A 6,435-nucleotide genomic window follows, 5' to 3' on the forward strand; every position below is an offset into this window, starting at 1 on the left:
TAGATTTACCCCCCGGCGCCATGCCCGCGATTACTTCTGCGAATAGATCTGGTCGAAGGTCCCGCCGTCCTTGAAGTGTGTCGGCGAGGCCTTGGCCCAGCCGCCGAACACCTCTTCGACGGTAAAGGTCTTGATCGCCGGGAACTGCGCAGCATACTTCTTCAGCACTTCGGGATCGCGCGGCCGCAGGTAGTTCTTCGCGGCGTTTTCCTGCCCATCCTTGCTCCACAGGTAGTCGAGATACGCCTGCGCCAGCTTGCGCGTGCCTTTCTTGTCGACCACCTTGTCGACGATCGCGACCGGAAACTCGGTCAGGATCGACAGCGAGGGATGCACGACGTCGAACTCGCCCTTGCCGAACTCCTTGGCGATCAGTTCGGCTTCGCTCTCGAAAGAAACCAGCACGTCGCCGATCTTGCGCTGCATGAAGGTCGTCGTCGCATCGCGGCCGCCGGCGGCGAACAACGGCGCGTTCTTGAGCAACTTGCCGACAAACTCCTGCGCCGTCGCGTCGCTGCCGCCCGGCTGCCTGAGCGCGAAGCCCCACGCGGCGAGGTAGGAATAGCGGCCGTTGCCCGTGTTCTTCGGGTGCGGAAGGATCACCTGCACGCCCGGCTGCACCAGATCCGGCCAATCTTTCAAGCCCTTCGGATTGCCTTTGCGCACAATGAAGACCATCGTCGAGGTGTAGGGCGAGGCGTTGTCCGGGAATTTCTTCGCATAATCACGCACCACCAGCCCCTTCTCGGCGAGGAAATCGACGTCGGAGGCCTGGTTCATCGTCACCACGTCTGCCTCCAGCCCGTCGGCCACGGCGCGCACCTGCTTGCTCGACCCGGCGTGCGACTGGCGGAGATCGACCGCTTCGCCCGTAGTGGCCTGCCAGTGCTTCTGGAACAACGGGTTGTAGTCCTTGTAGAAGTCGCGCGAAACGTCGTACGAGACATTGAGCAGGCCACCTTCCGCAAACGCCGGCGCGGCGAGGACGGGAACAAGTGCGAGGATCAGGGTTCGTAGTAGCTTCGGCATGGCGCTCTCCAGATTGGAAGTCGTTTTTCGTATTTTGCGGACAGGCCTCCACTATAGGCAGACGGATTAGACCCACAAAGTCTAGTTGTTTATTTTCTTATTCCGGAACTGAATAAAAAGCCGATCCACATCGTACAAACACACTGCAAACGACTAACATGGCGCGCCCAAACTGCACCGACCCGAACACCATGACCTCACTCCCTGACGCCCTCGCCTGCTTCAACGGACGCCGCTACCACGTCTATAACGACTGGGTCAGGAAGGCGCACGGCGGACGCATGCAGAAAGTCTCCATCGATGCCGGATTCACCTGCCCCAACCGCGATGGATCGAAGGGCGTCGGCGGCTGCACGTTCTGCAATAACGAAGGTTTCTCGCCCAGCTATCTGCTGCAAGAGCGCGACATCCTCCGGCAGATCGACATCGGCATCGAGTTCATGCGCCGCCGCTACCCGCGCACCAAGAACTTCATCGCCTACTTCCAGAGCTATTCGAATACCTACGACACGCTCGACAAATTGAAGGCACTCTACGACGTCGCCCTCTCCCACCCCGACATCGCCGGCATCGTCATCGGCACCCGCCCGGATTGCCTGCCCGACGAGGTGCTCGACTACCTCGCCGACCTCGCCAAGCGCACGCTCGTCGAGCTGGAAATCGGCATCGAATCGTGCAACGACGACGTGCTGCGCGAATGCCTGCGCGGGCACGACTTCGCCAGCACGCAGGACGCTATCCGGCGCGCGGCGCAGCGCGGGTTGTTCATCACCGGTCACCTGCTGCTCGGTCTGCCGCTTGAGACGCGCAACAGCCTGATCGCCGGCGCCAAGGAACTCGCCGCGCTGCCGATCGATGCGCTCAAGTTCCATCAGCTACAGATCGTGCGCGGCACGCGGCTCGCCAATCAGTATCGCGCCGACCCGGCAAGCCTTTCCCTGCTCGACCCGGCAAGCTATCTCGACGCGGTGATCGACGTCCTCGAATATCTCCCGCCAAGCATCAAGATCCAGCGGCTCGGCAGCGAGGTGCCACCGAATGTGCTCGTCTCGCCCGATTGGGGTTTTCGCCTGTCACGATTCCCGGAGATGCTGGAAAAACGGCTTGAGGAGAGAGAGTCCTGGCAGGGCCGGCTGAACGACGTGGAAACCCCCCAGGCTGAAAGCTGTACCGCGATATAATCGAAAGCCCGTGACGGATATCACAGGCGGGGTACGACAACCCGCATAGCATAGGGACATCCGGCGAAGCGCTCACAACGGCAACAGGCATCGATGGTCGCGACCAATACCTCCTCCCGCACCAAGTATGAAGTTCATGCCGTACTGGCGGGAACCGGCTTGTCGTCGCAACCCTTCGACGAATCGATGGCCGGCCATCCGCTCGAGCGTCGCATCAACCGCATCGAGCGCGTTGCCTCGGCTTATCGCGGCCAGATCGACCATCGTCTGGAAAACGGCAGGGTGTTTTTCTTCGATGCCGCTGATGCCGCCGTTCTGGCCGCCTGCGAGATGCAGCATCGATGCGCGGCGCTGCCGCAGGTTTCCGCACAAAGACTGGCACTGCGCATCGGCATCCATCAGATCACCGCACGCGAGCGATCGCACGACAACGGTTCGGCGGGCGATGAAACGGCCGCATTGCTCGCTTCGGCCGACGACGCAGTCATCGCATCGGAAAGCGTATTCACCGCACTCAACCTGGATCTGCGCACGATCGCCCGCCCTGCCGACACCTCGCCTGGGGGCGCGGGCAGTTATCAGATCGACTGGCGGCGCGAGATTCCGTCGTCCGCGTACGGCGGCGAATCATTCTGGCCGACCCACTACAGCGCCACGCCGATCAGCCCCTATCTGCGCTTGAGCTATGGCATGAAGTCGCTGGAACTGACGGCCGAGAATCCGATCCTCACGGTCGGCCGCGACCCATCGAGCGATCTCGTGTTGACCGGCGTCCATGTCTCGCGCAATCACTGCCGGATCGAACGCAAGATCGACCGCATCGTGCTCGTCGACCGCAGCACCAACGGCACCTGCATCGCCACCGACGAAGGCAAGGCACGCCTGATCAAGAATGAATCGGTCGCACTCTACGGGAATGGGTTGCTGTTCTTCGGGCGGCCGTTCAACGGCGAGCGCCGGGGTGGCGCCCGCTTCGAATCGCTCTGAAGTACCGCTGGAATCAGCCCGGATTGCCGGGCTTCTTGCACAAGGCGTCGGCAAACGGGCCCTTGACCGGCACCCATCCTTCGCCCAGCGAAGTCTGGGAGCAGATATCGACCGTTCCCTCGGCACTATGCCAGCGGTACCAGGCCGCCGGCCCGGCCCAAAGGCTTGAACAGAAGAGCGCTGAGCCTGCAAGAAGGAGGATGCGCCGCATGAATTCACTCCAGGTCGCTTGAGAAAAAGCGAGATTGTGTTCGCGCAACCTCGCTGTCAAGACCCTCGTCGATCGACAGATCAGAACGCCGGAACGACCGCACCTTTGTATTTGTCGGCGATGAACTGTTTGACCTCGGCGCTCTGCAGGGCCGTAACGAGCTTCTTCACCGCATCGCTATCCTTGTTGTCCGGGCGCGAAACCAGCAGGTTGGCATACGGCGAATTCGCATTCTCGATGAACAGGGCGTCGCGCGTCGGTACCAGCTTGGCTTCGAGCGCGTAGTTGGTGTTGATCAGCGCCAGATCGAGCTGATCAAGGAGCCGCGGCAGCGTCGCGGCTTCCAGTTCCTTGATTTTGAAGCCCTTCGGATTCTCGGCGATGTCCTTGACCGAAGACAGGATGTTCTTCGAATCCTTGAGCTTGATCAGTCCGTTCTGTTCGAGCAGGATCAGCGCGCGCCCACCATTGGACGGGTCGTTCGGGATGGCGATGGTGGCGCCGTTCGGCAGATCGGCGACCTTCTTCACCTTCTTCGAGTAAGCGCCATACGGTTCGACGTGCACCGGCGCAACGGAGACCAGATTGGTGCCCTTGTTCTTGTTGAACTCGTCGAGATACGGCTTGTGCTGGAAGAAGTTCACATCGATCTTTTTCTCGGCGACCTGGACGTTCGGCTGAACGTAGTCGGTGAATACCTTCACCTTGAGGGTAATACCCTCCTTGGCCAGCACCGGCTTCACTTGTTCAAGGATTTCGGCGTGCGGAACGGCGGTCGCCGCGACGCTCAACGTGGTTTCGGCGTGCGCCGCGAAGGCGGCGAAGGCAAACGCCGAGGCAATGAGGGAGACAAATCGGATTTTCATCGTTTCTTCCTTTATGGGGATTGAGGTGTGACAGGGTTGAGGCGCTTTCCTTGTGGGGCAGCGCTCAACTGCGGGTAAATCGATGCACGAGACGATCGCCAAACGCCTGGAGCAGCTGCACGAGCACGAGCAGGATGGCGACGGTGACGAACATCACATCGGTCTGGAAGCGCTGGTAGCCGAAGCGGATCGCCAGGTCGCCCAGGCCGCCGCCGCCGATCACGCCGGACATGGCGGCGTAGGAGACGAGCGCGATGGCGGTGACCGTCGTGGCGGCGAGCAGCCCCGGAAAGGCTTCCGGCAACACCGCACCGAAGATGGTCTGCGACAGGCTCGCGCCCATCGATTGGCTGGCTTCAATGATGCCGCGATCGACTTCGCGCAGGACGTTCTCCACGAGGCGCGCGAAGAACGGCGTGGCGCCGACTACCAGCGGCGGAATGGCGCCCGGCACGCCGATCGACGTGCCGACGATCGTCACCGTCACCGGAATCATCAGGATCAGCAGGATCACGAACGGCATCGAGCGCAGCAGGTTGACCAACAGTGACAGGAAAGCATAGAGCCGACCGTGCGCCAGCGGCTGCCGAGGCCCGGTCAGGAACAGCACGATGCCGAGCGGGAGACCGAGCAGCACGGTGAAGAACAGCGAGCCGCCGACCATCGTCAGCGTCTCCACGGTCGCCAGGCCGATATCCGACCAGTCGATGGCCAGGAATGCATCCAGAAGCGCCAGACTCATGATCCGAGTACCTCACAGTGAATGGATTGCTGTGCAAAAGCCGCTTCGACTCGGCTGACGTCCGCCTCCGAACCGATCACCTGCACGGTAAGTTGGCCGTAGGGCGTGTCCTTGATACGGCCGATGACGCCTTCGAGAATGTTGAAACTGACGCTGAGTGCCTTTGCGATGTTCTCCAGCACCGGCTGATAGGTGATCTCGCCGAGAAAGGTGAGACGCAGAAGCGGGCCGGACAGACCGAGGACAGCCCCCAGATCGGCGCTCTCCTCGTGATGGCTGCTCTCGCGCACCATGCCGCGCGTGACCGGATGTTTCGGGTGCAACAGGACGTCGGCGACCGGCCCATATTCAACGACGAAGCCCTTGTCGAGCACCGCGACGCGGTCGCAGATCGAGCGGATGACGTCCATCTCGTGCGTGATGAGGACGATCGTCAGGCCGAAGCGTCGATTGATGTCGCGCAGCAAGCGGAGAATGGCCTGCGTCGTTTGCGGATCGAGCGCCGAGGTCGCCTCGTCGCAGAGCAGCAGTTTCGGGTGATTGGCCAGCGCCCGGGCGATGCCGACGCGCTGCTTCTGCCCGCCGGAGAGCTGCGCCGGGTACTTGTCGCGGTGTTCGGTCAGCTCGACGAGATCCAGCAATTCGCCGACCCGCGCGTCCATCTCAGCGTCGCTATACTCGCCGGTCAGCTTGAGCGGAAAGCGGATGTTGTCGCCGACCGTCTTGGCGCCGATCAGGTTGAAGTGCTGGAAGATCATCCCGGCCTTGCGGCGGTAAGCCTGAAGCTCGGTTTTCGACAATCTCGTAATGTCGCTACCGTCAACCAGAATGCGGCCGCTGTCCGGCCGCTCAAGGAGATTCAATGTGCGGATCAGCGTGCTTTTACCAGCGCCCGAGGCGCCGATGATGCCGAAGATTTCGCCCTGCTCGATGCGCAGATTGATGTCGGTGATGGCCGGAATCGCCTTGCCATCCACGAGGTAGTGCTTGGAGATGTGTTCAATATCGATCACAGGGAAATCCGTATTGTTATTCTTGGACACGACACGCCCGAGCGGTTTGCTTCGTGGGTCGACGGGGCGATGAGGCCGTGACAGAGCGTGGACTTTAGCACTCTCTGTTATAACAACAAACGAAGATTTTGCAATATCGATATTCCAATACGGCGCAATCACGCTGGACAAGTGCCTGACCAAGAAGGCCGGAGAAACTCCATGCGGTCGGCTGAACGCAACGCACTTCGTCGCTGGAACACGACGGCAAGCCAGAACACCAACGACCATGGGAGAAAAGGCTGGTTGCGGGGGCAGGACTTGAACCTGCGACCTTCGGGTTATGAGCCCGACGAGCTGCCAACTGCTCCACCCCGCGCCCGATTGATGCGCGCTGAAACTAGCGACTGAAAGAACTGGAGCGGGA

7 protein-coding genes and 1 tRNA gene are annotated in these 6,435 nt (G+C 61.2%); 2 read left to right on the top strand and 6 right to left on the bottom strand.

Annotated features, from left to right (window positions below; all coding sequences use genetic code 11):
* Window positions 1–30 precede the first annotated feature (30 nt).
* Window positions 31–1,029 carry a sulfate ABC transporter substrate-binding protein gene (locus KBA32_RS15920; RefSeq protein WP_294361019.1) on the bottom strand — a complete coding sequence of 333 codons (999 nt, stop codon included), beginning with the start codon at window positions 1,027–1,029 and terminating at the stop codon, window positions 31–33.
* A 191-nt stretch (window positions 1,030–1,220) separates the two neighbouring features.
* On the opposite strand from KBA32_RS15920, the gene KBA32_RS15925 reads away from it, so the two are divergent.
* Together KBA32_RS15925 and KBA32_RS15930 are read left to right on the top strand one after the other, a co-directional pair.
* On the top strand, window positions 1,221–2,210 hold the full coding sequence (locus KBA32_RS15925) for a TIGR01212 family radical SAM protein (protein ID WP_294361033.1): 990 nt from the start codon (window positions 1,221–1,223) through the stop codon (window positions 2,208–2,210).
* 93 nt (window positions 2,211–2,303) lie between these two features.
* Window positions 2,304–3,197: an FHA domain-containing protein gene (locus KBA32_RS15930; protein ID WP_294361045.1), complete on the top strand. Its 894-nt coding sequence runs from the start codon at window positions 2,304–2,306 to the stop codon at window positions 3,195–3,197.
* Window positions 3,198–3,210: 13 nt separating this feature from the next.
* On the opposite strand, the gene KBA32_RS15935 is transcribed toward KBA32_RS15930, so the two are convergent.
* From KBA32_RS15935 to KBA32_RS15955, 5 genes are all read right to left on the bottom strand, one after another.
* Window positions 3,211–3,408 carry a hypothetical protein gene (locus KBA32_RS15935; protein ID WP_294361062.1) on the bottom strand — a complete coding sequence of 66 codons (198 nt, stop codon included), beginning with the start codon at window positions 3,406–3,408 and terminating at the stop codon, window positions 3,211–3,213.
* A gap of 80 nt (window positions 3,409–3,488) precedes the next feature.
* Complete coding sequence (locus KBA32_RS15940) at window positions 3,489–4,274, bottom strand: MetQ/NlpA family ABC transporter substrate-binding protein (protein WP_294361072.1); 786 nt, start codon at window positions 4,272–4,274, stop codon at window positions 3,489–3,491.
* Window positions 4,275–4,338: 64 nt separating this feature from the next.
* A complete protein-coding gene (locus tag KBA32_RS15945) occupies window positions 4,339–5,016 on the bottom strand; it encodes a methionine ABC transporter permease (RefSeq protein ID WP_294361082.1) in 678 nt (225 codons plus the stop codon).
* Window positions 5,013–6,029 carry a methionine ABC transporter ATP-binding protein gene (locus KBA32_RS15950; protein WP_294361094.1) on the bottom strand — a complete coding sequence of 339 codons (1,017 nt, stop codon included), beginning with the start codon at window positions 6,027–6,029 and terminating at the stop codon, window positions 5,013–5,015. Before KBA32_RS15950 ends, KBA32_RS15945 begins: the two co-directional genes overlap by 4 nt.
* A gap of 282 nt (window positions 6,030–6,311) precedes the next feature.
* A tRNA-Met gene (locus KBA32_RS15955) sits at window positions 6,312–6,387 on the bottom strand.
* Between the last annotated feature and the right edge of the window lie 48 nt (window positions 6,388–6,435).

Source organism: Propionivibrio sp., from assembly GCF_017995515.1.
Taxonomy (GTDB): Bacteria; Pseudomonadota; Gammaproteobacteria; order Burkholderiales; family Rhodocyclaceae; genus Propionivibrio.